This is a genomic window from Bdellovibrio sp. KM01 (assembly GCF_013752535.1).
In the GTDB taxonomy this organism is placed as follows: Bacteria; Bdellovibrionota; Bdellovibrionia; order Bdellovibrionales; family Bdellovibrionaceae; genus Bdellovibrio.
Genome location: NZ_CP058348.1, coordinates 2,428,343 through 2,455,114, shown reverse-complemented (window position 1 = coordinate 2,455,114; position 26,772 = coordinate 2,428,343). Strand labels below are relative to the sequence as shown.

Here is a 26,772-nt window from a genome sequence, read left to right as displayed (position 1 = left end):
AATCAATTCAAGGGATGCTTAAATACTTTACGGGTTCCATTTTCATTACAATTCTTGGTTTGATCGGCTCCTTTTTTGTCGGTCAATTTTATGGCGGTACAACAGCAGCTGGGCTTGAGGCTTTGTTTATCGCGGCTGTTCTGGCAGTTCTTGAAATCTCTTTGTCGTTCGATAATGCGATCGTCAACGCCACTATTCTTAAAGACATGACTCCGGTTTGGCGTCATCGCTTTCTGACGTGGGGGATGTTGATTGCGGTCTTTGGTATGCGCTTGGTATTCCCATTGGGAATCGTGAGTGTCATGGCAAGCATTAATCCGTGGGAAGCTCTGGTGATGGCAGCCACTCGTCCGGACGAGTATGCGAAGTTAATGTTAGCAGCTCACCTGGAAGTGGCAGCATTCGGTGGAACGTTCTTGTTGATGGTGGCTTTGCGCTTTTTCTTTGATGCTGAAAAAATCGAACACTGGTTCGCGACAGTGGAAAAGCCTTTTGCATTCTTGGGTCGCGTGGAGGCGATTGAAATCGGTTTGGCTTTGGTGATCTTGATCACGATTGCTCACTTTATGCCTCAGCAGGCTGAAGCTTATGCGTTTCTAAAATCGGGTCTGGCTGGTTTGATCGTGTTTGTGGCAGTCGATGGTATCGGTGCTTTCATGGAAGCTTCTGAAGAAACTATGCACAACGTACATAAGGCGAGTGCCGCAAGCTTCCTTTATCTGGAAGTGTTGGACGCGTCTTTCAGTTTCGATGGTGTCGTGGGTGCCTTTGCGATCACACACAACTTGTTCATCATCATGATTGGTTTGTCGATTGGTGCGTTCTTCGTACGAAGCTTGACGATTATGTTTGTTGAAAAAGAAGCCTTGGCGAAATTCGCTTACCTTGAGCATGGTGCTTTCTATGCGATCTGGGTGTTGGCTTTGGTGATGCTAACTGCTCCGTTCGTTCACATCCCTGAATGGGTGACGGGTCTATCTGGTGCTCTTATCCTTGCGGTTGCTTTTCTGTGGTCTTTGAAGAAGGGTCCCACAGAATCTGCAGAATAGAAGCTCCCATAATTATCAAAGCGCCTAGTCCCTGAAACCAGGAAAGGCGCTCTTGTAAGAGCAAGAATCCAAACAGTGCTGCGAACGGCGATTCCAACAGGAAGATCATACTGGCCGTCGCATCCGATAAAGTCTTTTGAGCGCGAATCTGAATCGAAAACGCGATCACACTGGAACCCATGCCTAATATGATGACTCCCATCCACGCAGTCCAAGGGGCTGTCAGATTGATACTTTGCTGAGTCAGCAAAAGCGGGGAGAGTAGCAGTAGTGACCAGATTGATTGGAAATTATTAAAGCGAAAGGCGTTATTGACCTTATTTGAAACTCTGCCGATATAAATAATATGGCAGGCTGCCATCACCGAGCAGGAAAGCGTCCAAAGATCTCCGACATTGACGTCCGTGATATTGGCATCCATCAAAATAAAAGTTCCCACTAACGCCAACACCGCAAGACCGTAATTCACCAAACTACCGCGCGTGCGAAAGATCAGGGTGTTAATCAGGGGAACCAAAATTACGTACAGACTGGTGATGAAACCACTCTTGGTTGCCGTCGTGTGCTGAAGTCCGATGGTTTGCAGAATCATCAGGCTTCCCAGGAGAAATCCCGCAGGCAAGGCTCGTTTGAAATCTGATTTCATTGAAGGCAAATTTGGTTTTCTTATGCACAGATAAATCAATTCGCCAAAGGCTGAGGCAATCAGAAAGCGGTAAACCAAAGTTTCCGCTGGTGTGAACGCACGCAAAGCAAAGACAGTTGCGACAAAGCCGAAACCCCATAGGGCTCCGGCGACAATCAATTCAATGGCTGCTTTGTTTTTGGTGGTCACCTAAATCGCAAACCTAGTCGAAGGCTTCAGACCAGATACGAGATTTGTCGATACCATCCACTTCGATCAATTGGTGTTTTACTTCCTTGATCATGCCGCCATTGCCGCACATGTAGAATGTGGTGGGGATATTTTTGTAATCATATTCAGAAATAAAGTTTTGGATGTACCCTTTTTTACCTGTCCATGAATCTTGCGGACGGCTTAAGACAAACTCCCATTTGAAATCAGGAAGTTCTTTTGCCAAAGCTTCCAATTCCGGTTGGTAGTACATGTCCTTTTCTGTACGAACACCGAATAGCATGCGGTATTTCAGGTTTGGATACTGTTCTTTTTTAGATAGCAAATAACAGATATGTTGAGATAGGCCGGTGCCGGTATTCAGGAACACAATTTGTTCTGTCGGTGGTTCTTGGAAGAAAACTTTTCCGAAAGGGCCGGTGAAGTTAAGAGTTTCACCACCCTTCAAGTTCCAAACAAAAGTCGAGGCAATGCCGTTATCAACGTATTTGAAAAGCAGTCTAAAGCCGTTCTTCATTCTGTCGTCGGAAGCAATGGAGTAGGCGCGCAAAACAGGCTTCGCTTCTCCCTGTGGAACATTTAACATTACAAATTGTCCAGCTTTGAACGCAAACTCTGCGGGATCATCTGTTTTCAACACCAGCTCGCGAACCGCAGGTGTGTGGTCGATGATTTGTTCGACTTTCATGTGATAAATTTTGCGCGCTGAAGACATCATTTCTCCTTGAGATAAGGGCCATTCATAATCCGAAATTCCCAGACAGTCCAACAATTTAGCTTGTTACATCAGTTCCTAATCAATAAACTTATCAACAGTGAGGTATCCATCGTGAATAGTGCACAGCATCTGATATTATCTCTCTTATTGATCACGGGTTTTTCTGCTCGTGCGCAAGAGAATCTTGATGCCGCTGGTGTGGCGGATGACGTTCCTGCTCCGCAGCAGTCTTTAATGAAGTCGGCTGCTTCCAAGGAATTCAATAAACCGCTCTTTTTTGACCAGCTGGATAATGGGGTTTTATTGCCGCCGCTTGAGCTTGAGTACGATTTGACGGGTCAAAGCGGCAAGGTTTTAAAAATCGGCCCTGTTGTTTTGAGCGAACAAACTTTCAATTTCAGTTTGATGCCCTTGGGGAAAGCTCACCCGCAAATTTCCCGTGTTTTGACGCCCACTGAAAAAAATGACGAAGCTCTGATCATCAATTGGCCTTTGGAAATGATGAGTTCAGGTTCTTTGGAGATGATCTCGCGCACGGGTGCGGTTTTGTGGCAGCACGAAATCAGTGAATTGGAACAAAAAAAATGGGCCGCCCAACTGCAAAGCTGGCGCGGGGCTTTACTTGCACAAAAAGTTTCTCCGGCGGAACTGACGACAACGGGTTTATTTGGAAGTTCTTTTGCGATTCCGAATTTTAAAAACGCCGGTTCGCCTTTTGGTAAATTGAACGAGATCTTCCGGTTCTGTCTGACTCAGCAAGTGGGGCGGGGATACAGCCGCCTGTGCTCGCAGTGGTACGGAAATCAGAAAATCGAAAATAAAGTGGTTTTGGGTAAAGCCCGTGTTGATGCCACCACACCACGTGTCCTTTTGAATAACGAAGAATCTTTACCTCGTCAGTCAGTGCCGACAGCGGCAGAAGGTCCGACCTCGTTCTTTGCAGAGCTTGCAACGGGCGAAAGCTACGAATTCATGGTGCAGCCGAACAAGCTGCAATTGATGGATATTGCAGATACGGCTCGCCCGGGTTTGCTGCGTATCGTGGGTTACGACACACGTCCTTTGGGCCGATCTGTTGTTTTAAATCCTGATCAGTATTTAAAAATCACGACGTTGATCGGATTTGAATCGACGATCGGTGACAGTCGTAAATTTTGGGCCGCTTCTTTGAAAAAAGACGATGCCAAAATTTATCTGCCGGGACAGGGTGGGGGGATCTTCAAGCAGCGTTTCGAATTGTCTGTGATCCCGCGTCGTCAGGCGCGCCTTTATGTTCATGAGCGCACGCCGACAGGGACGTATAATGACAACATCCGTCTGTTCGGTCGCAAATTAAAAGAAGTCACAGTCAGCACGGATCAAAATTCCGTGAATGTCGAAAAAGACGAGCCGAGTGAATTTGAATGGAGATTTAAGGCCACTGAACGCGGTGAAATCAATCGCTCCTATTTGAATTTGGATTACCAGGGGCAAAAATACCGTTCGTACTTTGAAATTTATAAAGGTTATCCACGTGAACTATCAGCGCGTTTGTCCGTGGCGAAATCATCTGCAGATTTCGTATTCATGGGCGAGCTTGCTTACAATCAATGGTTCGAGGATCTTTTCACTTGGTCGAATTACTGGGTGTCTCGTCAGCGTTGGGGTATCAGTGCCAAGTACTTTAAGTCCTTTAATGAAATCAAAGTCAGCACTTCGGGTCGTACAGCTCCGCTGGATGTTTTGACGGTGGATTTGAAGTATCGTTTTATCCCGGGTCTTTGGAATCGTGATGAAACATTGGGGATGATGGCTTCATATCAAAACGTAAACTTTGGTGTTTTGACGGCACCAATGGTCGGTGGTGGTCTATTCTGGGCGCGCTCCATGCCAAAATTAATTGATGATGTATTCAATATTCTGCCTTTGTTCCGATATCCAAAATGGGTGGACGTGGAGTTTATCTATTACGCACAAAGTTTGGATAGCAATGTGACTTTGAATTCATCGATGTCATTGAACTTCCACGGTAAGGTTTTGTGGACCAATAATCTTTTTGGTGAGGCGGGTTTTGGTATCAAACGTTATGCGTTTGTGGACTCCGTTTTGAATCAAAAAGCCGACCTCAACACCTTCTATGGCACAGTCGGAATGGGGCTAAGCTTCTAGGGAAAATCTGCCTGCTGACCGCAAATGGCAGGCTGTTGAACCTTTAGACAGGTTATAGCCTCCATTAACCAAATGTTTCCAACTGATGGTGGTACCTGAATTGCTTTGATAGGCTCAGATGGAGCAGCCTATGAAAAAGTGGATTTCCGCAGTTTTAATTAGCATCACGAGCCTTCACCAAGCCGCCATGGCGGCAGACGCCAAAACAATCACTGATTCCTTCGTAAGCAATCTTTCCTGTCAAAATCTGACCGTGAACAGCATCTATCAGGCCATTCAGCCGACGGCCTTTCATACCTATTTTCATATCCCGATCACCAATTGGAAGTTCCATTCCGGTGGGCCTACTTTGGGGGTGTGCTGGGGACTTTCCAGTGCTCAGCGCAAGATGTTTTACCTTGCTCGCTTTGATGAAAAAGAAGAGCTCAGCAAGGAAGACCTGGTCAGAAAAACTTTGAATATGTTTAGGGGCGCGGAATTCACCGCGCAGCAGTCAGGGAATGGCAAAGCACGTATGATTCAGACTCCAGCGACCTTGGAGGTTCTTAAATATTCGGATCGTTCTTTGATGGCTTCGTGGGCTTTGGAAGAGCGCAATCCTCAGGGTTTATTCCCGATGTTGAATCGTGGATACAAAGAAACTATCAATGGTGAATCGACATGGATGACTTTCAAATTGGATCTGGAACGCTCTCAGCAGCAGCATTTCTTCCGAGGTGGAAATTTAAAGATGATCACGGGCGATACAACGGACCGTAGCCCTGTTGAAAACTTGCTGACGGTTACACAATTGGAAAAAAACCTGAAAGCCAAACGTCTGACCATGCTTGTTCTTCGTGGTGGTACGACTACGCAACACGTGGTGGTGGCGAAGGAAATCCTCGATATGGGGAAGTACTTTCTGATTATGGTTTATGATTCTAACAATCCCCTGGCAGATATGCCGATATACTACCAAAAAAGTACTCAGTCTTTCCATGCCCCGGCAATCATGTCGGTTTTGGAAAAGACGGGTGACCATGGCAGGTCTCTTGGGGTATTTATAGTAGATGAAGATGAACAGGTATCGATCGACGCTGCGATGTTAAAGCATTATAAAGCGGAGTGTGCCAAATAAAACCCGTCCACCGACGGCCGCAAGAAAGAGAGGGAGCATGTCGCTAAAAATAGTTTTTGCTTGTGCTCTCTTGTTGATGATTCTTGCGGTTGTGACTTCTTAAGCGAAGTCTTGCGGATTAAAAGTAAGCGAAAATCCCTGCAGAACCTGTGATCCCTGTGTCTGAGTAATAACCCCCGGCCACTGTTTGTCGCTCGTACTGATAGCCAAAATCGATGCGAAAGCATGCTGAGCTGGAAGTCGTAGGATACCACTTTACGAAACCACCTCCGAAAATATCGACGATATCGAATTTTGCACCGTTGCCGCGATCTTCATTTCCAAAAGCACTCCAGCCGGTCAAGCCAAAGATAAAAGCTTCGCCTGGGGTGTTGGGCGTGAAGTTATAGTCGGCGAATCCGCCCACGCGCCAAGTTGTCGCCGTCACGTCGCTGACGTGGGTCATGGTCATTTGTACCAGGGGGCCCAACTCAAAAGTGCCCTGGTTCCATCCATAGCGCGCCATAAGACTCATGGTCGTTTCATTTGTTGAATTGGGTGCATCCGATTTCGTATTTCCAAAAATTAAATTCAAACCTACAAAGTTTTTACGAGTTGCGGGGCCACTGTCGTCACCCAATTGATCTTCCGAAATCAGATCATAGACAGCACCGGGAGCCAGGGGAGAAGTGCTTTCAATAATGGCCGTGTTGCCTTTTACTTTGCGCACTTTAATTTTTTGCGCGTATGCGGAAGCCGAGCCCAGGGTCATCATGGTGATAATCAAAAGAAGGTGTCTCATGTTGGTCCTTTATTTTTGGCGTCTGCCTATTTTCGAAGTGATCCATAACACTGTCAACGGGAACTTGTCTCACTCTGGGAATGTTCGTTTGTATCGAGTAAAGTTTGTCCAGACCTAGACCGAAAAGTTCAGGGGGAATGAAAGGGGAATCGCATGTCTGCAAAGTGGGGCAATATACCGTCGTGGGCTTACGATTCGGCCAAAGCACTCATGCAAACTCTGAAAATCGTCGACCCTGAAACCTATGCGCACTGTTGCCGTGTTGGCGAAATGTCGCGCAAACTGGCTCGCGATGCGGGTCTTAATGAATACGAACAAAAGCTTGCTGAATTTGCCGGTCTCTTTCATGACATCGGTAAGATGGGTGTTTCTCAAAGCATTATTGCCAAGCCAGGTAAGCTGGATCCACAAGAACAAGCGATTATGCGTTCTCATCCGGTGATGAGTGAAGATATTGTGCAGCCGTTGGCCTCGCATAAATTCTTTGGAACTATTTTGCCTGCGATCCGTGGGCACCATGAGCGAGTTGATGGCACGGGATATCCTGATAAAATTGCCGGTGATAAAATTGATATTTTAGCCCGAGTTATTTTGGTGGTGGATACCTACGATGCGATGTCGCAAACGCGGGCTTATCGAAAAGGTTTGCCGGATGAAGTGGTGTACGAAGAGCTGGTGCGCTGTTCAGGGACACAATTTGACTCACAGTTGGTAAAGATCTTTTTACAAGCGCATCCTCATTGGGCAGATCAACAAAATGACCAGGAAACAGAACATCTGCTAATTAAAAAAATCGCTTAAAGGTACGGACACACTTTCTCCAAAACAGTCGCGAATCAGGTGTGGATTCTAGATAAAAAAATACCTCCAGCAGAAGTGCGGAGGTATTTTTTTTGCCGGATTTAGGCGAGAACTATTTCTGTCTGTTGGTGCTTTCAAAGATTTTGTCAGCGGATTTCGCAACGAAACCTTGATAGTATTTGCCGTTATCCATTTTATAACGTTTCGCAAATTCATAATAGCAGCCAGGAATATTATGGGTGCCATCGCTGAATTTCACCGGGATTTCAGAAGCCATCGTCGAAGACTGCTCAAGATAATCCGCCGGAGTTCCTTTTACCAGGCCGCCTGATTTATTCAACACAATGCCTTTGCCTTGCAAGAATTCATTCAGGTGATTGATGTCCTGGAATTTTTTAAGTTTGTTGATGATCACAGTGAAGTGATTGGGGCGGAATCCATAAGCGGCAACCCAAGAAGCGTATTCAGATTCTTTGGCAAGTTCTGAGTACAATGCCCAAGACATATCCCAGGGACGACCACACATCGAGAAATCTTCGCTATCGATCACGCTTTGCGGGATAGAATCAGCAAGCTTCGTCAAAGTCTCGCGCACAAACGGAGAAACTTTTTCCAGCTCAAGTTCAGAGATAAAGATCTTTGGCATGTCTTCATTAGGATGTTCATAGTGACGTGCGAACAATTTTTTTTCGGTGAAGATATACGGTTCACCTTTTTGTTCGTAACCAAATTTTTTAAATTGTTTCGCCAAAGATTCGATGCCCAGGCGTGGATGATTAAAAGTACGAAGGGCAATGTGGTCGTTAAGGACAGTTTCACCCTCAGCCACGAACAAGTCATGGATGTGTTTTGCTGCTGGATTCAGTTTGCAATAATCTACCCACATTTTTTCTAGTAAAGTTTCAAGGGTCATGTTGTCTCCCGTTTAGAAATCAAGGATACTTCTGTTGGGAAAACGGAGCAATGCTTTAAGCGTTAATGTCGGAGCGTATAATGGCAATGAGTACACTTCCTGAGATCCAACAAATTGAATCCCGCATTGAATCTATGGGTTCGGCCATGCGTTCAGAAGTTCTCGAATACAGCCAGGATGGAGACCTGCGGCTGCCAATTTATAAAGTTTCGTTTGGCACCATAGACCCCCAAGCTCCGGTTTTAGGAATCGTTGGGGGAGTGCATGGTCTTGAACGTATCGGGGCGCAGGTCACAGTTTCTCTTTTAAATTCATTTGCAGAATTGGTGCGGTGGGACCGTCAAATGCAACGCACTTTGCAAGATGTGCGGGTGTTTTTCATCCCCACAGTAAATCCCATTGGAATATTAAGGAAAACGCGCAGCAATCCGCGTGGCGTGGATTTGATGCGAAACGCTCCGATCGAGGCCGACAAACCGGCACGCTGGCTGGGTGGGCATCGCTATTCTCCGAAATTTCCTTGGTACCGCGGTAAAGAAAATGAACCGATGGAAGTCGAGGCGCAAGGCCTTATCCGCGGAGTTGAGCAGGAAATCAAAGACAGTCAGCTTGCCATCACTTTGGATTGTCATTCGGGTTTTGGTTTACAGGATCGCCTGTGGTTTCCCTATGCTCGCACCCAGGATCCATTCCCGGAATTGGGGCTGGCGCATTCTTTTAAAAATCTTTTGGATCAGACGTATCCGCATCACTTTTATAAATTTGAACCCCAGGCGGGGACTTACACGACACATGGAGATCTGTGGGATTATCTGTACCTGCAACATCAAGGTGTCCAACGTGGTAAGCAGTATCTGCCTTTGTGTTTGGAAATGGGTTCATGGATGTGGGTTAAAAAGCATCCGTCACAACTTTTTAGAGCCGATGGGCCTTTCAATCCTTTGATTGGACATCGTCATCAGCGCACTTTGCGCCGGCATAATACTTTGTTGGAGCTGATGATTCGTGCCATCGCGAATCCTAATGCTTGGGCCACATTGACGGCGGAGCAACTTGATCAGCATCGGATGCAGGCTCGGGATCTGTGGTATGCAGGCGCAAAAAAGCGGTAAGTCAGCTGCTTTTTTTTGCTGCATAGGGTCATTGCTGTCGGATGGTAGGCCCAAAAAGCGTGCTGGAGCACTTGCTCTAATTTAGCACCCGAAGTTCACAGAAAGATTTTCAGCGATGCTATCAAAGCTCATATAATTGACTTGAGACACCTCGGAAACAGGGTGTCGTTGACTCCCCATCCTGAATATTATCTTCTACCAACTGGACTTTTATCCAGAGGGAAACGTGAGGGGAACCACTTACCTGTTGGCTCTAATTCTGAGCTTATTTGCAGGTTCCATAACCATGGCCGCCGATTCCAGCCTAAAATTGAAGAAGGCTGAAGGGATCAGTACGCTTAAGAATCCTGAAAAAACATCAGATGATTCCAAGCCAGCGCACGTCTATGGCCAAATTCGTTTAGAGGGAATGCAGTATCTCACTCCGGTTCCCGATGCTCCCAGATTAACTTACAGCCAGCTTTTGTCCGCGCGTCTTTCTATTTTGAAAGAGGCAAGCTGGATTGATGCCGCAACGGATGTGTCTGCGGGGACATTCTTTTCTCGCGGTCAAACTCATCTGATCGTTCACGAAGCCTATGTGGCCTCCAAAGGTGAGACCTTCAAAGTTTTCGCCGGTCGTAAGAAAAAGGACTGGAGTGATATCGATCATCGTTGGAATTTGGGATTGTGGCAGCCGTATCTGACGATCGATGCTCTTCGTCCCGAAGAGGAAGGCTTGACTGGCGTCTTTTTTGATTACAACAAAAAGGACTGGGAAGTGATGTTGATGGTCACTCCTATGTTTATCCCCAGCATGGGCCCCGATGTTCGTGAAGAAGGTGGCGGCCTGGTTGCCGACAGTCGCTGGTACCGTGCTCCTTCGCGCGATTACATCATGAATGCGCGAATCAATACGATTTCCTATAAGCTCGATATTCCAGAACAAGCCAAGCTTGTGAATAACGGCGGCGCTTCGTTGATGACTCGCCTGGGGGATAAATCCAAAGGTACTTGGATGGTGGTGAGTGCGGGGTACTTGCCGGTGAATGATTTGATTTTAAAACGTCAGGCATTCAAGCAAACTTCTGAAGACAAAGTCGACGTCACCGTGCAGCCGGCAGTGACGTATCACCAAATCCAGTCAGCGGATTTGGGTTATACTTTTAAATCTATCAAGACAACTCTTTCGTACTTGCAGGATACTCCTGAAAAAACTCTTCCCAATGAAGAGTGGGTGATTCAAAACTTGCAGCCGTTGCAGGCATACTCTGCGGCTTTGGATTTCGCTTTGCAGGATATTTTAACCAAAACCATCGCGGTCCAAGTGGCCTATTTGAAGGTTGTTGGCGGTGGTATTCAAGACGTGACTTCGACTGGAACTCCGGATGATTTCACTCTTTATGAATCTCGTTTGAAATTTACCAACAGTGTGATGCTTCGTTTGGAAGGCCAGCTTGCGACGGTTTATAATCGTCCGTTGGTGACTCGCGTGAAGTATCTTTACGACTATGATCAACGTGGATCTCTGTTGAATACAGAATTCCAATATTACCCCAATCAGAAATGGGCCGTGGTGATGGGTGGTGACGTTCTGGGCGTTCAGGATGAAAACTACAAAACTTCGAGTTTCCTGAACCAATTCCGCGCCAACGACCGTTTCTATGGAGGCATGACTTATGTTTTCTAAGAACTCTCTGATTGCTGTTTTGATGGCAGTGATGACGGCCGTCGTGTCAGGTTGTGATTCCAATATTGGCGAAAAACCTCCTGAAACAAAAGCCCACGAATACGCAGGGGCTGCCTGTTTGTCTAACACCAGCTCCGTGATGCGTGAATTTATCGAAGGTAACGCCAAAGAGGCAGACTTGAATGCCTTGTGGGGTTGTCTAGGGGGAGCGGTCCAAAGCTTCCAGCGATATGTGCGAGGCAGTGATAAATCCCGCTATTCTTCTCAAGAACTGGCGACGTTCTTTGAGAAAAATTATCTCGACCAAACCAAAGGTGCGAAAATCAGTCCGGAACTTCAGCGCGAGTTCATGAAGCTGAAGCAGTTGTTCTTGGGTGGTGATGTTAATTATCTGACGCAAAAAGAACTGACGAGTATTCAGGAAGTTTTCGGCATGCTTAACGGTATCACCGTGCGCATGAATCCTTACATGAAGATCGTGGTTTTGAAATGGTCCGTGTCCGACACGAACCAAGTTCAGAAGGACATGCTTTTCTTTGAAGAGGCGAATAAAGAGCTGCAAAACTCTGCCAAGGTTTTGGCGACTCATATCGAAAAAAATGGTCAAGCCTACAATCTTTCTGACTTTGTGACGTTCTTGCAGGAACTTTCAGACACCTTGGGTGATGAATGGTCTGCCGTGGAAACGGTGCGCACTTACATGCCGGTGGTTAAGAAAGTTAAAAAGGCTTTGGCGGGTGGTAATGAAAATGCCATTGCTCCAAATGAATGGCGCCGTTTCAGTATGTTGGGCGCCCGTGGGTATGTTCAATACCTGCGGTATTACTATTTCATAGAACAAGTTCCTGAAACCGATACTGGTTACCGCCTGACTTATTTGGCGCGCACGATGGAAGACGTTCTTTCTGTTTTCCAGGATCTGGTTGCTGAAAAGCCTGAGGGCGTGGTTTCCCGTGAGGAAGTAAATGATCTGCTTTTGACGTTTTCGAAAGTATGGCCGGCGTTTAAAATATCTCCGAAAATGATTTTGGAATCCATGAAGGTCAAGCAATTGGTCTTCGGTGGCAGTGTTGATTCCTTTACGACAAACGATTTCAAAACCGCACGCATGAAGGTCAATCGCCTGAAAGCGATCGTGGAAAGATTCCTGCCGTTCTATCCAATTTACAGCCGCGACTGGGATCCGCAGATGTATTCCTACCAGGAATCTCAAAAGCTGTTCCAGGATGCACAGGCAGTACTTGAACAGTCGGGGGTGGAGCTTGGTGGTTTGGTTGAAGGTCCTTACGACCTGAAAGACTTGATCGCTTTGTTGCGTGAGTTTGAAACTTTGTATCCGCATAAAGACAAAGATCCTAAGGGCGGCAAAGAAGATCAAAAATATGTCCCAATCAGCGAAGAGCTGAATAAGCTTCTGCCGTTAGTGGTGGATGCGAAAAACATGGTTTTCGGTGGTAATGACTCTTCATTGTCTAAGAAAATCTGGAGTCCGCTATTGGGCATGGGCGCTCGTGTTTATACCAGCGTTTTGTATCATCACTATTTTGTGTCTGAAAAACCGATGGAAAAGTCGGAGACTTTATGGTCTATTTCCACGTTTTCAAATCAAAGTTTGAATTTGCTGCGCGATATTCTGGTTAAAAAATCCGTTCATCAAGTCAGCATGAGTGAAATCATGCAGATTGTGAACCGCTTGAATGACTTGAAGTACCTGCCGGAAAAAACCAATTTGAAATCTTTGAGGACGATTTTGGGTCTGGCGGTGAATAACTTTTTGGTTGCTCCTGAAGACCGCTTGGGTGGCTATGTTCCGAATGCCATCACTATGCATTCTGTCGAATTGTTGCGTGAAGAATTGCAGATTTGGATTGATACCGAAATTTTCTTTGCCCAACTGACTCGCAAGTTCCCAGCGAATCAGGGTCTTCGTCCACGTGATTTAGCGGACGCTATTGAAAAAGGCCGCAGCAGCCCGAACAGTTCGGCCGCTCTGCGCACAGCTTTGCGCGAACTGGGACCGGTGGTGCAAACGCCTTCTCCTTTAACGGTGGATGCGCAAGGCCGCATGTACATCTCTCGGGAATTGCAACAGGTGTACAATCAGCAGTCTTTGACTCAATTGAATCTGAACCGTGGCCTGGCTCGGATCATGATTCGTTCTTTTGCAGGTGATTTGGGTCGTATCAAATCCAACGCAGGTGTAACAGTCGAAGAAGTGAACGCTGTCTTTAAAACTGTAAAGCCATTTTTTGTCGATTTAGGACTGCTTGAGCCCGAGAACGATACGTTTGGGGATGCACGTTTCCGTGATGCCAATATCTTCATGCCACACTCGGACGGAAATAAAACTGCTTCCTTTGTGGAGTTGACAGATTTAGTCGGCATGTTGTGGTCGGGTGTTAGCATCAACACGATGCTGACCGAAGCACTGCCGAAAGACTGTTTGTTTGAGCAAATGGTTAAAAGCAAAAAAACTGGTATCGAGAAACTGGAAAAGATGGTGAAGGTGGATTGTGCCGCTAACGCCTATCGTTTCTTGTTGATGGATAAGATGACGGCGACGCCGGTCTTCCGCCGATACCTGCAAGGTGCAGATCGTGATGAGACCTTGGAGTTTATCAATAATATTTTTAAATCTTCAGGCTACGTGCCTAACAAATCGCGCACGACCAAGCTTACAGACTTGGGCCAGGTTCCTCACGCTATTCAATACGTAGAAATGATCTTCACGCGTTTTGATGAAAACAGCGACGGAGTTTTGACGAAGTATGAAGCTTTGAAAGCTTACGATCTGTTTGCAGACTTGTTGAAGCAATACGCTGGCGATCAGGTCGCACCGAAGGACTTGGATTCTGTGTTCATGTTCTTGCTTCGTTATGGAAAAGCACCGACGACGTTGAAAGAAAAAGCGACGTGGTTCCTGCGTTGGAAGGGCAAACCTGAAAACTGGAACGTGGCTGCGGATCGCAGTCAGTTGGCGCGAATTTTGGGTTACATCGCCGATATGAGTAGCAAGGCTACTGCTGATGCTATTCCTGAGGTTCCGGAATCGGATCTTAATTCATACTAGTTCATGTTTTGACCCGCGCGACTCACCTGAATCAGTCCGCTGGCTTCCTGCAGCTGCGTCGACACGCCATCCATGGCTCACCGTCGCCGCCTGCGGCGGTTCGCGCATCGTGCGCCGACGGAGGTCGACTTCGTGCAGGCATCCATCGGCCTGCTTCAGGCCAGTCGCGCTGGCGCTCCTGACTTGTCTTTCTTAATATTCGGATCGGGGATCGGGATCGGGATCGGGGATCGGGGATCGGGGAGCATCAAAGTTTTTTGGTGTTCTGGGGGCTAAATAACGCAATCAGTTACCGAAGCGGAGGTGAACTGTTGGTAGCGCGCTTCCTTGACATGGAAGAGGTCTTTGTTGACGCGAGCAGCAACCGCTGCGGGTGTCAGTCGGAATTAATTTACGATTTTGTTCGTGCTGATGGCAGCACCCGTGACTGTCGCTTGGTTTACGATCACACCGGTGTAGATTCCCGGGGCTTGTTGGGCTGCGGGGTAGCTGCTTGTCAGGTCGCCGCTGCTGTTGGTGTCTACGTCGGCTGTGGTTGCAGCATAGGGAGTGTATCTCCAGATCAATACTCTGGTTTTGTTACTGCTGCCGGTGTTGTTGTGGATGTCGATGACGAAGTCCAAAGCCAGTGGGGCATACATGTTGGTGATGGAGCTCGCTACTGTGACCCAGTTGCCGTTCACGCCGATTTGGCAGGAGACGTTCACGCCGTTGCGGCTGAATTTTACGGCGATGCCGCTGGATTCGGTGACATTCAGATCATTTGAGTTGAAAACGATTGTTGCTGTTGAGTTTGTGCTGCTGCCATCAAGGGCCGCTTTAAATTTGATGGAGTTGTTCGTTAAAACTCCCGCTAGCGGGGAAACGAAACGGACTTTGCCGATGCCGGAAATTTCGTCGCTTGTAGCAGTCGTTAGTGTCCCGCCGATTTGAGTGTAGGAATCAATGCCAGTCACCTCTGTGCTAGTGCCGCCACATGCGCCCAGCAAAAGAGTAGCACCGACCAACGAGAAAACCGCTGCGCCTGATAACAGAGCAGAAGAAAGAATCGCAATTTTACGGGAAATTCTTAGAATGAATTTTTCCACATCATTGATTCCACTGGTAATGGAAGCTTCTCGTTGTACTTAGCAGAAGGCTTCACGTTGTATGGCGTGAGAATTTCACCTTTTACTTCAAAGTAGATCAGCTGCCCAACGGGCATTCCAGTGTAAACTCTGACGGGTTGTTTTACGGAGATTTCCAGGGTCCAGAAGTTACAGAAACCCACGTCGCCTTTGCCGGCAGTTGCGTGGATGTCGATACCAAGACGACCAACACTGGATTTACCTTCAAGGAATGGGACGTGTTTCAAAGTCTCAGTGTATTCCTGAGTAACGCCCAAATACAAAGTATCCGGCATGAGAACAAAGCCCTCATCCGGAATCTCGAAAGTACGAATCTTGTTATGCTTCTTAGCGTCCAGCACTTCGTTTTCATAGACTGCAAGAGTTTTACCCAAGTGAACATCGTAAGAGTTCGTGCCTAGGCATTCTCTGCGGAAGGGCTCAACTTTAATTGCGCCAGCTTCCATGAATTCGAGAATCTGCTGATCCGTAAGAATCATTACTTAGTTTCTCTGTGAACCGTGTGACGTTTCAAATTTGGATTGTATTTTTTCTTTTCAAGACGGCTTGGAGTCTTAGTTTTGTTTTTCGTTGTTGTGTAACGAGAAACTGGTTTGCCTTCACCGCGAGCTTCAGTGCACTCAAGAGTGATGATGATTCTTCCTGATTTTTTAGCCATTTTCGTACCTCTTAAAACTTATATGTATTGCCTCGCGCATAATGCGAAAAATGACAATACCTTTTCAAAGGGGCTCAAGGTATCAAAGGAAAACGGAAACTTCAACAGCCAATTTCACGTCTTACGAGGGAAATCATGAAGTCTATGAACCTTTTTTTGGTAGCCGCTCTTGTTTCTGCCTGCGCCCATGCTCAAACGGCGGGCATCTTCAGAGGGAACGACCTGCAAGCGACGACCTTATCTGAGTCCCTTTCTAAAGTCACTCCGGGCTCGATTGTGCTGGTTGGGGAGAACCACGGATTACCAGAGCACCAGCGTCAACAGGTCGAAATCATGCGTCAGCTGCGGAACTCCGGGCATGTCGTGGCCGTGGGATTGGAATTTTTTACATACACCGATCAGAATCACGTGAATGCCTACCGCGCGGGGCGCCTGGCAGAGACGGATTTTTTAAATGCGATTCAGTGGAAACAACCCTCTTACGAGTTCTACCGTGACCAGGCACAGTTCCCGAATCTTCAAGAAGGTGCAAAGACTTTGGCGTTGAATGCACCTCGTGGGTTGACGGGGAAAGTGGCGAAGACAGGTTTAAACTCCCTGTCCGCGGAAGAAAAAACTCTGCTGCCACCACAATTCGCACTCGGCCGTGATTCCTATAAAAAGAGATTCCTGGAGCAAATGCCTCATCTGCCAAATCCGGAAGCGGGCGAACGCTACTTTGCGGCGCAGTCTATTTGGGATGATACAATGGCGTGGCAGGCGACGGATTATATTGCCGCTCACTCAAATCAAGTGTTGGTGATTGTTGTCGGAGAATTCCACACCCGCTTTGGGGGAGGGTTGCCCGATCGAATTCTGGCTCGTTCCCCGGGGACTCCTGTGGTTACGTTTTCTCAGATAAATACCTTGGACCTTAGTGATTCAGACATCCAGAACGAGGTGAATCCTCATACAGATTATGGAGTCCGCGCGAATTATCTGTGGCTTGCGCCAGCGAAAAGTCCAGCCCCCAAGACTGCACACTGAAATCCGTTGTTAATTGTACGGAGTTTTCTAAAATAAGGGGAACCGTTTTAAGGAGTCCTATGTTCCCCCTCGAAACACGCATCTTAGTTATTGATGATATGCCCTCTATCAGAGACCTGGTGAAAAACACACTCAAGGCTATGGGCTTTAAAAACATTCAAGAAGCGGGCGACGGCGAAGAGGGTTTGAAAGTCCTTATGCAGTCGAATAATCCTGGCTCCAGCATTCAGTTGGTTATTTCCGATTGGAATATGCCGAAAATGAAGGGCTTGGATTTGCTAAAGCACGTACGTGCGACAGCCGAGTGGCAGAATCTGCCATTCGTTCTATTAACATCAGAGTCAGAGCGTGATCAGGTGACTGAAGCGGTTTTGGCCGGAGTTTCTCAATATATCGTTAAGCCGTTTTCGGCGAAAATTTTTGAAGATAAACTTAAAGCAGCGTGGACTAAACACAATCAAAAATAAGAAGTGAGGGGTATGGAACAATCCCAAACGTTTTCTCCCAGAGTGGGGCTGAAAAGAACACTCTCTGATCGGGCCCTCTTAAAAGTCTTTTATTATCTGCTCTTTCCTTTGGCGTTGGCCTTTGTTCTGCCATATGTTCCGATGGTTTTGATGGCCATCGAAGAAGGCACGATCATGACGGCGGTAAGTTTCCTGGTTCTCGCATTGCCGATGCCCGCGATCTTGTTGTTCCAGGCTTTTTCATTCTTTAAGCCTCTGGCTTTTTCGAATGTTGCGATCTTCCCGGATCGCTTGCAGATGACGGGCAAAGATAAAAAGCCCATCGAAGTCCCTTTTGCCGATATCAAAGAAGTGAAGTTGTCCCACCTGCCATATCAGGGTGGTTCGTTTGTGATCGTGATGAACGACGGCAAGCAGTACAAGTTCACCGTGATCCTTGAACGTAGCGAATACGTTTTGGAAGCGATCTCCTCTTTCAATCCCCAGTTACTTCCGCCGGAATCATTTGAGCTTTACCGTCGCACGGCTATCTGTGCTGATCACAACTACACTCGTATCAATGATGCTTTGAAAAACTGGCGCATCCTGGTGGTGAAGTACTTGCTTCTGCCAGTGATCGTTTCCGTCGCTGTTGTGTTGCTGGCTCCTTACTTGGGGCGTCTGTCGATCACAGAGGCGTTGGACAATGTTTTCCGCTCCATCACGATCGTGAATTTGGTTTTGGGGGTTGCATGCTTTTTGATCGCAGCTCTGTGGATTACGGGAGTTACCAACCGCGCATTGATCCGCGAACCCAACAACGCTCGTCGTGACATGGTCATGGAAGGAAAAGTGTATCTGGTGGCGAGCATTGTCCACTGGGTTTGTTTTGCGGGATTTGTGGTTTATTTCACGCTTCGCTAAGATTAAGCAGCGTTGAGTTTTTTCGCTGGCAATATATCGATAATATAAGGCACTTCCACTATCAGGGATGTGCCTTTTCCATTTTCAGAGCTCACCGAAACAGTACCACCCAGATGTTCGGCAGCGTGTTTGATCGCATCCATGCCGACACCGCGACCGGAAGTCTCAGTGACCTGTTCGCGAGTGGAGAATTGACTGTCAAAGATGTGCTGAATAACTTCCTGATCAGATTCCTGGGAAACATCCAGGCCTTTTGCTGTAAGCTTTTCGCGAATGACTTTGGCATTCACACCAGCACCATCATCGTCGATACGAATCTGCAACCAGTCTACATCGGGTTTTCTTAAAACATCAAATTGCACGCTGATCGTACCCGCAGTGGGTTTTCCCAGTTCTGCCCGAACGGCAGGAAGCTCGATGCCGTGATCCACAGAGTTGCGGAACGAATGCACAAACGTCGCAAAGAGGTTTGAGTAGATTTCCGGCAGAACTTTTAGTTCCGCATTTTTTAGGATCACAGGATTCAATTGTTTTTCTTGTTTTTCGGCCACTTTCTGAGCGACGTCGTCATATGCCGCAAAGAAAGAACCCACGGTTTCCATCATAAACTCATTCAGCAGCAGACGGGCGGCGGAGTTTCCTTGCGGAAGATTTTGCAGCTGCTCGACTGTGGATTGAAGTTTGCTGACGGGGATTTCCAAGAGGCGTTCTTGTGATAATGCTTTGCCGCCCAGGATTTCCTGAGTTTTTGTAAGGAAAGCTTGAAAGGTTTTTTCAACCAAACGGCTTTCATCTTGAAGTTTTTGATATTGATCGGCGCTGCGGGATTCTTTAAACTCCGCCAGCAACGTTTCCGCTTTATGGCAGGCTTCTGTCATATCCTGGATAGAAAACAACGCCGCGCCACCTTTTAAAGTGTGCAATTGACGGAAAAGGGATTCATCATCCGCATTTTCCCACGAAGCTTTAAGACCTGATTTTAGCTCTGACAATAGGGATTCGGATTCCCGAACAAAGCGACCGATTTGGTTTTTGTTCTGCACCATATTGATGATCAAATTTGCATAAGCACGATCGCGTTCGGCTTGCTCTTGAGCCTCCACCAGGCGAGTGATATCGGATGCGACCATCACGATACCATCCATTTTACCTTCTGCATTGCGAAGGGGGAAGTACTCCAGGGCAATGTGATTTCCTTGAGAGTGGGGGTATTTTTCCGGTCCCAGGGGAGCCAGGTCTTCAAAGGGCAGCATTTCCATGAAAATGGTTTTCATCCATTTTTGGAAGCCATCGACTTTGTTTGCCGGGAGTTTTAATACATCCCAAATATTTTTTCCTTGGGGGCGATCTTCCACAGTGGATTCGCAGGCTTTGGAAGTTACTTCCAACACACGACCTTGTTCGTTAAAGATCAAGAAGCCCTGATTTAAGCTGTCCAGCAGGGCGGTCATCATTTGATTCAAACGTGACAACTCAGCAGTTCGGTCTGCAACCATTTTTTCCAAGTTTTTAGAATAGTTTTCCAGCTGAATTTTGGCGTCTTCAAGGTCTTTGATGACGTCTTCTTTTTGTTCAAGCTCAGCGCGATACTTCTTTTGCAGGCGTTCTTCCAAAGTCACGTCGCGCACAAAGACAATCCAGTTTTTATCACCCATAGAGTCAAAGACGGGTTGTAAAGTGATTTGCACTTTACCTTCACCACCTTGAGAGGTTTTAAACGTCACTTCTTTATAAGGAGTCGGGTCACAGACGTGGATCAACTTTTCCAATTGTTCAATGGGCTCACTGAACGTGAAAAGATCCAGGAACTTCATCGAACCACGAGTGATTTTTCTGACGGAAAGACCACAGACAACAGCCGCTGTTTCATTGCAATAGATGACCTTTTGATCTGCGTTCAGAACAAAAACGGGTTCTAGCAATGTGTCGAACAGCGAGTATTGAATCTTCATTTTACGAATGTTTCATTTTTCTGATGGTAAACCGTGAATTCACGCTTATCTGTCCACGTAGACGGCGTGTCGCCTTGAGCTTCTGCTCGCACGCGCCAATAGATTTTACCCAATGGCACTTTGCTTTTAATTAGATAGCGATTGCCCGGCAACGTCGACGTGTACAGGATGCGGGAGAAGTCTTCTTTGTCAGACACTTCCACTGTGTATCCCGTCGCCCCCGCAACTTTTTTCCACTCCAGCCAAATGAAAGGCTCTTGCTGAGTTTGCAGGAAGATCGACATATTGTTAAACGGCTCCATCAATTGCGGAGACGTCAAGATCGGTTTCATATCTTCAACTAAGATGCTGCCAACCTCACTCGGTGGGCTCAGTTGGCCTTTAGGGCTGACGGCATACACACGGTAGTAAGATTGACCTTTTTCCATTTGTGACCACAAAGCAGAAGTGTCTTGCACATCATACTGTTGCGGTTTCTGAAAGTTTAAGTCCTTGGAAACCTGCACGCGATAGCCGCGGGTTTTCGCCACCGAAGTCCACTCCATTTTCGGAGCCATTTCGCTGGCAGGTCTGCGTTCATCAGGACGAGGCAGACGGAACTTGATGTCTTTGGCAATCAGTTCTGGACGATCCGGGATCGGCTCTTTTTTCGCTGTCACTTGGATCGTGAAAGGAACTGCTGCTGACCAGCCCGAGATTTTTTTGTCTTGAGTGGCACCATTCACACGCACCCAGTAAGTACCGGATGGCAGGCGAGGTGTCAGAGTGTTTTGAACGAAGGAATTGCCTTCTTTCACAACTTTCTCGAACTTTTCATCCTGGGAAATTTGCCAGTGATAGGATTTAAGCATGGAATCTGCAGACCAGCGAACCTCTGTCGAGATCGCCAGCTGAGAAGGATCACGTACTTCCAGTTCCATTTGGAATTCAGCATTCTGGCCCGGAGATGTGATCACCGGAACATTCAAATGAAGAAGGGACATCTGGCGAGTTTCTGACAGGCCAATTTCGCCATTGCGATCATAGGCTTTGACGCGCCAGAAATAAGGACCTGGTTCCAAAGGCTCCGAGATTTCTGTTTTGCCTTCGGTTGTTGTTTTTAGAACAGCGACATTATTAAAGTCAGCCGTCGGTGAAACTTCCATTTCAAAGCGCGCGATATTACCACGACCACGCCAGTTGAAGGGCATCTTATCATCTGGATTTTCACGCACGAAAGTGGCATTGTTCGCCGTCAAAAGTTCAACCGTTGGTTTGACCAAGGCTTTCACGCCTTGAGGGGAGACCGCGATCGGTTGCTCTTTCTCTAAAGACTTACGAACTTTTTTGTCCTGATAGTTCACCTTACCCGCTAACAGACGAAGGTCGACGTTGCCGGAGTGGGATTTTTTGAACTCGATCTTACCGCCACCATCCAGGTTGAACTCTTCTGCACCGGATTTGATTTTGATTTGAGAACCCTGAGTGATATCACCGACCAAGTTACCGTAACGCAGGTCGAGCATCATCTGGCCATTTTTCATGTTCAAAGTGATTAATGAATTAGGGGCGATGCGAATCAAGGTGCCATCTTGTAGGCGTATTTGAGCCTCGGAACGGTCCCCGGTGTAAATGGAATCATTATCGAAGATTTTATCTTCGCGAGTCGCAGGCAACCAACTGAATGTATCCAGGTTCTTTCTGCGCACGTCGTTTTGCGATGTTGCGACGGAACCAATCAGTTCCATTTCGCTTTGGTTGGATTTAGGGAATAACAAGGAGTCGTCGTACAAGAAGTACGAGAACAACAGCAACACGAGAACTGCTACTCCGAATATTGTTTTCTCTGTTTTTCCTAAACGTGTCATATATCTCCCGGTAAACTCATCGGCTTAGTCGGGTTTTTAATTTACGGACCTAAGGCTAACTTATATGAGAATTTCTTTTCGGGATTCTTGTTACGGGTCATACTGACTCTGTGAAAAAACGTGGCATATCAATTAGATATAAGATTCTCTTACTTTTAACTTCTATCCCGTTGATTACGTTAACGGCATATCTCGTGTTGGCACTGCGGATCTTTGAAGACGATAAGATTGCTTACGTCTTTGATTCTTCCAGCAGTATGTCAGGCACGATGGCGGCTCAAATTAAGACACAGCTCAATGCTGTGCTGGGAACTGCCAAGCCCATCTATCAAGATTACCTTTCGGTTTATAAGTTCACTCCTGTAGCAAAATCCATTTTCGAAAATGAATATTCCATCGAAGATGTTGTGGTTTTCACTCCGGGCGCGAATGGCCAATATCAGAAAGTCGCGTCACTTGAAAAAGTTCCTGATGGTGCAGACAACCTGATCAAATCATTGCAGGCGAATCTTCCGATGTACTTTACAGAGGTGGATGCCAATCAACGTGTTGTGAAAGTTCCTTTCAATGACGACCGTGTTTTGATCATGGATAAAGTTTGGAATCAGGATAAAACCAAGGCCACAGTTTTCGCCCTGTTAGTGCGAATGAGCGAATCTGCAGAAATGTTCAATGCAGCGACTTCACAAAAAATGTACTTGATCGCAAAAGATGGCACGGTGTTGTTTGGTCCAACAAAGATGGTGGGGCAATACCTGCAATCCATCATCACGCCGAACTTTCTGACAGATACAGCCAGCAAAATCGGGCAGGGGGCAGAGACGGTAAAAGGTCCCAATGGCGTGGATTACCTGGTGTCTTTCTCTAAAGCGGGTTTTGGTGACTTAACTGTCGTTACGACGATTGAAAAATCCAAAGCATTGGGCGCGATGCAGATCTTGATCAGAAAATCTTTGATCTTTTTCGGTATCTTGATTTCATTGACAGTGATTATCAGTCTTTTTGCTTCGACAGGTATCACACAAGCTTTGACACAATTGTTCTCGGCAACCAAGAAGGTTGCTGAAGGTGATTTCAATGTGCGTGTCGATGTGACTTCCACAGATGAAGTGGGAAGCCTTGCGGATAATTTCAATTTGATGGCGGCCGAGGTGTCCCGTCTATTGGAACAAACTGCTGAAAAAGCGCGTATGGAATCAGAGCTGCAAACCGCAAAAACGGTGCAAGAAACCCTGTTCCCGGATGCGAGGGCTAAAATTGGTCCTCTTTCGATTGCAGGATTTTACGAACCGGCCTCTGAGTGTGGTGGCGACTGGTGGCATTACTGCCAAGTGGGCGAAAAGATCTTTTTGTGGATCGGGGACGCGACGGGGCATGGAGCTCCTGCGGCTTTGATCACGAGCGCCGCAAAGTCCGCTTCGACGATCATCGAGCGTCTGGATATTTCTCCGGCGAAAGCGATGGAGCTATTGAATCGCTCTATTTATGATGTTTCTAAAGGGCGCATCATGATGACTTTCTTCTTGGCGAGTTTCGATTTGCAAACTGGCAGACTGGTTTATTGTAACGCCTCTCATGAAGCGCCCTTCTTGATCAAGAAATCTGACGATGCCTTAAAGAAAAAGGATTTAGTGGCCCTAAATGAAGTGAATAATCCCAGATTGGGACAGTCTCGTGAATCTCTTTATGAGCAAACGAGCATTCAAGTATCCCCAGGGGACGCTGTTTTCTTTTATACTGACGGTATCCCAGACATTCAAAATCCGGGTAAGAATGCCTGGGGAGAGCGCGAATTTATCAAAGCGCTGATCACGGCTAATAAAGATTTCCCTTCTGTGGCGGATTCTGTGGAGCGTTTTGTAACCAGTTTCCAAGCACACCGTCAGGGAGCGCCTTTAGTCGATGACGTGACCTTTTTTGTGGTGAAGAACGACGGTATTTAGTAAAATCATAAATGATTTTTTTATAGGTTAGATTTGTGCACCTCTAGTGCAAGATGAGTGGGAGAATTAAGGATGAGCAAACTCGACGTTAAAATGAACAAAGCAGCTAGTAAGTTGTCTGTTCAGATGAATGGAACAATCGACGAAGACGTTGATTTTTCCCAATTCGATTTGTCTGGAAATCAGGCGATTGAAATGGAACTTGCTGGCGTTAAGAGTATCAATTCTTGCGGTATACGTGAGTGGATCAAGTGGATGGGCACAGCGGGAGCTGCTGACATCACATTCGCAAACTGCCCGAAAGTCATCGTAGACCAAATCAACATGGTGGATGGCTTTTTGCCGACATCTGCGAAGGTGTCTTCGTTCTATGTTCCTTACTACAACGACGATTCCGGTGCTGAGAAAAATGTCCTATTCCGATACGGTACTGAGTTCAAAGAGGGTTCCGTAACGCCACCTGAGGGTATTAAGGACGAGGACGGTAACGACATGGAAATGGACGTGATCGAGTCCAAGTACTTCAAGTTCATCAAGAAGTAAAAACACCAGACAAGAGTCTAGGTTGAAGGTCTAGAAAGTGAAGCGAGTCCTGTGGTCCAGGCTCGCTTTCTTCATTTTAAACCTAAATATACGAGCATTTAAAGCCGAATAGAGAATCGTGAGTGATGCTAAAAGTAAAATCCTTATTTTGGAAGATGACGAGTCGGTCTCCGCGGCACTGAAGGAAATTCTGAGCCGCGCAGGACATTCCGTACTTGTTGCAAGCCGTCCTGATGAAGCGACGGGCATGCTCACGTCCAATAACATTGAATTTCTTTTCTGTGACTGTATGCTTCCGCAAATGACAGGGATGGATTTTATCGAGCGCACACGCACGGAAAACCCCAACCTTCGTTTCAAAGTCGTTTTGATGAGTGGTATCTTCACAGATAAAGCATTCATTCAAGAGGCGACGAATAAGACTCAGGCATTGGCCTTCTTGCGTAAGCCCTTTGAAATGGATCAAGTTTTAAAGCTGGTTAAAAAAGAAGCTTCTGTCAAAGAAGAAACGACAAGTGCTCGTAAGCTTCTGTATCAAATGTTCTCCAATCCCAAAGTGACGAATCGCCAAAAACGTAAGGTCATCGAGTCGATTGAAGAAGTAAGCGGCTTTGACTTGCCGTTCTTGTATTCGCTTTTGGTGGAAACTAAGAGCAGTGGTTATTTGAATATTTATAATTCTGATGGATCTGTTTCCGGTATCTCGTTCTGTAATGGCAATATCGTCGGTGTTGACGTTGACGATAAAACGACATTCCTGGGTGAGATGTTGATTCAAAGTGGTTATGCAACTCCTGGAGACGTGCAAACGGCTTTGCGTGACAAAAACAATCGCCGTATTGGTAACTATCTGATTCAGAACAATCAATTGAGCCCGCATGCCTTTGATTTGATCCTGATGGAGCAAATGAATATCCGTCTGGTAAAAACGATCGTGGATGAAAAAATCCGTGTGAACTTTGCGTCGGCGGAAGTTGAAATGTCCAATCCAAGTATCGATGCCGATGCGCTTTCGCACTATCTGCATGACTGGATTGCTTCGAAATTGTCATTGAACTGGTTGAAATCTTTCTACATGATCTGGACGGGCAACGTGATTGCGAAAAGTCCAACCTATACGGATGATCATCCGGCACTTAGCATGTCGATGATTAAGTCCCTGGATGGTTTCATGGCTAAGATTGACGGCGAGACGACGATCAATAAGCTTTTGGATGTCAAAGGCTATACAGAGATCGGTGTCTATAAAGCGGTCCACTTCCTTTTGACAAAGGGTTTGATTGTGTTTGCTCAAAGAGCGGCTTTCGAATCTCCGGAAGTTCAATTGAAGTCCTTGCAGAAAATCTGGGCGAATCTTGAAGGTAAAAACGGTTTTGAGATCGTGACCCACATGGAAAGCGGTACGATGGGGTCTTCATTGGAAAGTGTCCTTGAAGACTTCCTGACGACATTGGGCCCAGAGCCTGCTGATCCAAAATCAGAAGTGGCGAATTTGTGGAACAAGATCAAGAAGGAAGCGGAAGACGCTGTTCTGGTTGCTCAAGACTCCAACAAAGCATCTGCATTCCGTCAAGAAGCTCAGCGCTCTGAGGCCGAGAACAAGCTTAAAGCGAATAGCATGATGGAAGATGTGAAGAAGGCCCTACAATATACGCAGTACTCCAAAGCCATGACTATGGTGGTAGAGATTGCGAAATTGAATCCGCAGCAAGCTCAACTTCATCTTTACAGTTCATGGGCGAAACTGGGTGTAGCCGCAACGGCTGATGGTGTTCGTCGTGCGGCGATCAGTAAAGAGGTTGAAATGGAGATGATGCAAGTCCCTCCAGATGAACGCTACGATGCTCTTTATCCATTCGTGATGGGTCTTTTCCAAAAGATCCGTGGTGATTTGGCGGGAGCCCGCAAACAGCTGGAAAAAGCGATTGCGATGGATGCATCCTTCATGTCAGCACGCCGTGAGTTGTCGACTTTAAGTGCGGCCGCGAAAAATCAAAAACAAGACGTCTTCAATATGGATCTGAAACAAATGGTTTCAGGCTTCTTCAAGAAGAAATAAAAGGTACGTAAAA

22 protein-coding genes are annotated in these 26,772 nt (G+C 46.7%); 13 read left to right on the top strand and 9 right to left on the bottom strand.

The annotated features are described in order from the left end of the window. The first annotated feature begins 14 nt into the window (after positions 1 to 14). Positions 15 to 1,049 (top strand): DUF475 domain-containing protein, encoded by a 1,035-nt coding sequence (locus HW988_RS11935; protein ID WP_181604477.1) that lies wholly within the window; start codon positions 15 to 17, stop codon positions 1,047 to 1,049. Here HW988_RS11935 and HW988_RS11930 read toward each other — a convergent pair. Both HW988_RS11930 and HW988_RS11925 read right to left on the bottom strand, forming a co-directional pair. After that, positions 988 to 1,884 (bottom strand): DMT family transporter, encoded by an 897-nt coding sequence (locus HW988_RS11930; protein ID WP_181604476.1) that lies wholly within the window; start codon positions 1,882 to 1,884, stop codon positions 988 to 990. The two genes, HW988_RS11935 and HW988_RS11930, sit on opposite strands and share 62 nt — an antisense overlap. Before the next feature lie 13 nt (positions 1,885 to 1,897). Continuing rightward, complete coding sequence (locus HW988_RS11925; RefSeq protein WP_255489990.1) at positions 1,898 to 2,623, bottom strand: FAD-binding oxidoreductase; 726 nt, start codon at positions 2,621 to 2,623, stop codon at positions 1,898 to 1,900. Between the two features lie 111 nt (positions 2,624 to 2,734). On the opposite strand from HW988_RS11925, the gene HW988_RS11920 reads away from it, so the two are divergent. Next, positions 2,735 to 4,771, top strand: a complete 2,037-nt coding sequence (locus HW988_RS11920) for a hypothetical protein (RefSeq protein ID WP_255489989.1) — start codon at positions 2,735 to 2,737, stop codon at positions 4,769 to 4,771. Between the two features lie 130 nt (positions 4,772 to 4,901). Then, complete coding sequence (locus HW988_RS11915) at positions 4,902 to 5,888, top strand: hypothetical protein (protein ID WP_181604474.1); 987 nt, start codon at positions 4,902 to 4,904, stop codon at positions 5,886 to 5,888. 118 nt (positions 5,889 to 6,006) lie between these two features. Here HW988_RS11915 and HW988_RS11910 read toward each other — a convergent pair whose 3' ends face one another. Continuing rightward, positions 6,007 to 6,669 carry a hypothetical protein gene (locus HW988_RS11910; RefSeq protein WP_181604473.1) on the bottom strand — a complete coding sequence of 221 codons (663 nt, stop codon included), beginning with the start codon at positions 6,667 to 6,669 and terminating at the stop codon, positions 6,007 to 6,009. A 153-nt stretch (positions 6,670 to 6,822) separates the two neighbouring features. On the opposite strand from HW988_RS11910, the gene HW988_RS11905 reads away from it, so the two are divergent. Next, positions 6,823 to 7,470, top strand: coding sequence for an HD-GYP domain-containing protein (locus tag HW988_RS11905; protein ID WP_142700728.1), 648 nt, complete (start codon positions 6,823 to 6,825; stop codon positions 7,468 to 7,470). Positions 7,471 to 7,582: 112 nt separating this feature from the next. Here HW988_RS11905 and HW988_RS11900 read toward each other — a convergent pair whose 3' ends face one another. Continuing rightward, the gene (locus HW988_RS11900) at positions 7,583 to 8,383 is read right to left on the bottom strand and encodes a DUF1338 domain-containing protein (RefSeq protein ID WP_181604472.1); all 801 of its coding nucleotides are present in this window, start codon (positions 8,381 to 8,383) and stop codon (positions 7,583 to 7,585) included. 80 nt (positions 8,384 to 8,463) lie between these two features. On the opposite strand from HW988_RS11900, the gene HW988_RS11895 reads away from it, so the two are divergent. The 3 genes from HW988_RS11895 to HW988_RS11885 all read left to right on the top strand — a co-directional run bounded on the left by HW988_RS11895 (position 8,464) and on the right by HW988_RS11885 (position 14,234). After that, positions 8,464 to 9,495: a M14 family zinc carboxypeptidase gene (locus tag HW988_RS11895; protein ID WP_255489988.1), complete on the top strand. Its 1,032-nt coding sequence runs from the start codon at positions 8,464 to 8,466 to the stop codon at positions 9,493 to 9,495. Between the two features lie 247 nt (positions 9,496 to 9,742). Continuing rightward, positions 9,743 to 11,164 (top strand): transposase, encoded by a 1,422-nt coding sequence (locus HW988_RS11890; RefSeq protein ID WP_255489986.1) that lies wholly within the window; start codon positions 9,743 to 9,745, stop codon positions 11,162 to 11,164. Beyond that, a complete protein-coding gene (locus HW988_RS11885) occupies positions 11,154 to 14,234 on the top strand; it encodes a hypothetical protein (protein ID WP_181604470.1) in 3,081 nt (1,026 codons plus the stop codon). The genes HW988_RS11890 and HW988_RS11885 overlap by 11 nt, the downstream gene beginning before the upstream one ends. 386 nt (positions 14,235 to 14,620) lie before the next feature. Here the strand turns inward: HW988_RS11885 and HW988_RS11880 are convergent, their stop codons facing one another. Genes HW988_RS11880 through rpmG form a run of 3 tightly spaced genes read right to left on the bottom strand, consistent with a single transcriptional unit; the run spans position 14,621 to position 16,019 of the window. After that, positions 14,621 to 15,322, bottom strand: a complete 702-nt coding sequence (locus tag HW988_RS11880; protein WP_181604469.1) for a hypothetical protein — start codon at positions 15,320 to 15,322, stop codon at positions 14,621 to 14,623. Then, entirely contained in the window at positions 15,304 to 15,840 is a 537-nt protein-coding gene (dcd, locus tag HW988_RS11875) for a dCTP deaminase (RefSeq protein WP_181604468.1), read from the bottom strand. The genes HW988_RS11880 and dcd overlap by 19 nt, the downstream gene beginning before the upstream one ends. Next, positions 15,840 to 16,019: a 50S ribosomal protein L33 gene (gene rpmG / locus HW988_RS11870; RefSeq protein ID WP_142700722.1), complete on the bottom strand. Its 180-nt coding sequence runs from the start codon at positions 16,017 to 16,019 to the stop codon at positions 15,840 to 15,842. The genes dcd and rpmG overlap by 1 nt, the downstream gene beginning before the upstream one ends. Before the next feature lie 135 nt (positions 16,020 to 16,154). Here rpmG and HW988_RS11865 point away from each other — a divergent pair, with 135 nt between their 5' ends. Genes HW988_RS11865 through HW988_RS11855 form a run of 3 tightly spaced genes read left to right on the top strand, consistent with a single transcriptional unit; the run spans position 16,155 to position 18,415 of the window. After that, positions 16,155 to 17,045: a ChaN family lipoprotein gene (locus HW988_RS11865; protein WP_255489985.1), complete on the top strand. Its 891-nt coding sequence runs from the start codon at positions 16,155 to 16,157 to the stop codon at positions 17,043 to 17,045. Positions 17,046 to 17,104: 59 nt separating this feature from the next. Further along, positions 17,105 to 17,512, top strand: a complete 408-nt coding sequence (locus HW988_RS11860) for a response regulator (RefSeq protein ID WP_181604467.1) — start codon at positions 17,105 to 17,107, stop codon at positions 17,510 to 17,512. A 12-nt stretch (positions 17,513 to 17,524) separates the two neighbouring features. Continuing rightward, positions 17,525 to 18,415: a hypothetical protein gene (locus HW988_RS11855; protein ID WP_181604466.1), complete on the top strand. Its 891-nt coding sequence runs from the start codon at positions 17,525 to 17,527 to the stop codon at positions 18,413 to 18,415. Positions 18,416 to 18,417: 2 nt separating this feature from the next. Here HW988_RS11855 and HW988_RS11850 read toward each other — a convergent pair whose 3' ends face one another. Together HW988_RS11850 and HW988_RS11845 are read right to left on the bottom strand one after the other, a co-directional pair. Then, entirely contained in the window at positions 18,418 to 20,367 is a 1,950-nt protein-coding gene (locus HW988_RS11850) for an ATP-binding protein (RefSeq protein WP_181604465.1), read from the bottom strand. After that, positions 20,364 to 22,214, bottom strand: a complete 1,851-nt coding sequence (locus HW988_RS11845) for a FecR domain-containing protein (protein WP_181604464.1) — start codon at positions 22,212 to 22,214, stop codon at positions 20,364 to 20,366. The genes HW988_RS11850 and HW988_RS11845 overlap by 4 nt, the downstream gene beginning before the upstream one ends. Before the next feature lie 194 nt (positions 22,215 to 22,408). Between HW988_RS11845 and HW988_RS11840 the strand changes: the two genes are divergently transcribed. From HW988_RS11840 to HW988_RS11830, 3 genes are all read left to right on the top strand, one after another. Then, positions 22,409 to 24,157, top strand: coding sequence for a SpoIIE family protein phosphatase (locus HW988_RS11840; protein WP_255489981.1), 1,749 nt, complete (start codon positions 22,409 to 22,411; stop codon positions 24,155 to 24,157). A gap of 72 nt (positions 24,158 to 24,229) precedes the next feature. After that, complete coding sequence (locus HW988_RS11835) at positions 24,230 to 24,700, top strand: hypothetical protein (protein WP_181604462.1); 471 nt, start codon at positions 24,230 to 24,232, stop codon at positions 24,698 to 24,700. 118 nt (positions 24,701 to 24,818) lie between these two features. Then, positions 24,819 to 26,759, top strand: a complete 1,941-nt coding sequence (locus HW988_RS11830; protein ID WP_181604461.1) for a response regulator — start codon at positions 24,819 to 24,821, stop codon at positions 26,757 to 26,759. Positions 26,760 to 26,772 lie beyond the last annotated feature (13 nt).

Coding starts and splice junctions, on each gene's coding strand:
- rpmG (WP_142700722.1), bottom strand. CDS start 16,019: ATGGCTAAAAAATCAGGAAGAATCATCATCACTCTTGAGTGCACTGAA.
- HW988_RS11905 (WP_142700728.1), top strand. CDS start 6,823: ATGTCTGCAAAGTGGGGCAATATACCGTCGTGGGCTTACGATTCGGCC.
- HW988_RS11835 (WP_181604462.1), top strand. CDS start 24,230: ATGAGCAAACTCGACGTTAAAATGAACAAAGCAGCTAGTAAGTTGTCT.
- HW988_RS11885 (WP_181604470.1), top strand. CDS start 11,154: ATGTTTTCTAAGAACTCTCTGATTGCTGTTTTGATGGCAGTGATGACG.
- HW988_RS11925 (WP_255489990.1), bottom strand. CDS start 2,623: ATGATGTCTTCAGCGCGCAAAATTTATCACATGAAAGTCGAACAAATC.
- HW988_RS11910 (WP_181604473.1), bottom strand. CDS start 6,669: ATGAGACACCTTCTTTTGATTATCACCATGATGACCCTGGGCTCGGCT.
- HW988_RS11850 (WP_181604465.1), bottom strand. CDS start 20,367: ATGAAGATTCAATACTCGCTGTTCGACACATTGCTAGAACCCGTTTTT.
- HW988_RS11860 (WP_181604467.1), top strand. CDS start 17,105: ATGTTCCCCCTCGAAACACGCATCTTAGTTATTGATGATATGCCCTCT.
- HW988_RS11915 (WP_181604474.1), top strand. CDS start 4,902: ATGAAAAAGTGGATTTCCGCAGTTTTAATTAGCATCACGAGCCTTCAC.
- HW988_RS11900 (WP_181604472.1), bottom strand. CDS start 8,383: ATGACCCTTGAAACTTTACTAGAAAAAATGTGGGTAGATTATTGCAAA.
- HW988_RS11935 (WP_181604477.1), top strand. CDS start 15: ATGCTTAAATACTTTACGGGTTCCATTTTCATTACAATTCTTGGTTTG.
- HW988_RS11865 (WP_255489985.1), top strand. CDS start 16,155: ATGAAGTCTATGAACCTTTTTTTGGTAGCCGCTCTTGTTTCTGCCTGC.
- HW988_RS11855 (WP_181604466.1), top strand. CDS start 17,525: ATGGAACAATCCCAAACGTTTTCTCCCAGAGTGGGGCTGAAAAGAACA.
- dcd (WP_181604468.1), bottom strand. CDS start 15,840: ATGATTCTTACGGATCAGCAGATTCTCGAATTCATGGAAGCTGGCGCA.
- HW988_RS11845 (WP_181604464.1), bottom strand. CDS start 22,214: ATGACACGTTTAGGAAAAACAGAGAAAACAATATTCGGAGTAGCAGTT.
- HW988_RS11895 (WP_255489988.1), top strand. CDS start 8,464: ATGGCAATGAGTACACTTCCTGAGATCCAACAAATTGAATCCCGCATT.